Origin of the sequence: Cohnella baijiui, from assembly GCF_020731285.1 — a bacterium.
GTDB lineage: Bacteria > Bacillota > Bacilli > Paenibacillales > Paenibacillaceae > Cohnella.
This window is the reverse complement of the sequence record NZ_JAJFOW010000344.1, coordinates 1-237: the sequence shown is the minus strand read 5'-3', so window position 1 is coordinate 237 and position 237 is coordinate 1. Positions and strand designations below refer to the sequence as shown.

The window sequence follows — 237 nt, the reverse complement described above, 5'->3', positions numbered from 1 at the left end:
CCTTCGCCGATAACTGCACCGATTTTAATCGCTGCACCCATCATGATTACCGCGTTATTGCCGATCTCAACCTGATCGCGGATAATAGCACCTGGCTCGATACGTGCTTGGATATTCTTCATGTCCAGCAGAGGAATCGCAGAGTTACGTCGGTCGTTCTCTACCACATAGTCTTCGATCTTGGCCTGATTAGCTTCAAGGATTGGCTGGATTTCTTTCCAATCGCCGAACAGGACG

1 pseudogene is annotated in these 237 nt (G+C 49.4%); it reads right to left on the bottom strand.

From position 1 onward, the window contains the following. A pseudogene (locus LKX83_RS32890) lies at nucleotides 1–237 on the bottom strand (2,3,4,5-tetrahydropyridine-2,6-dicarboxylate N-acetyltransferase); the annotation flags it as partial.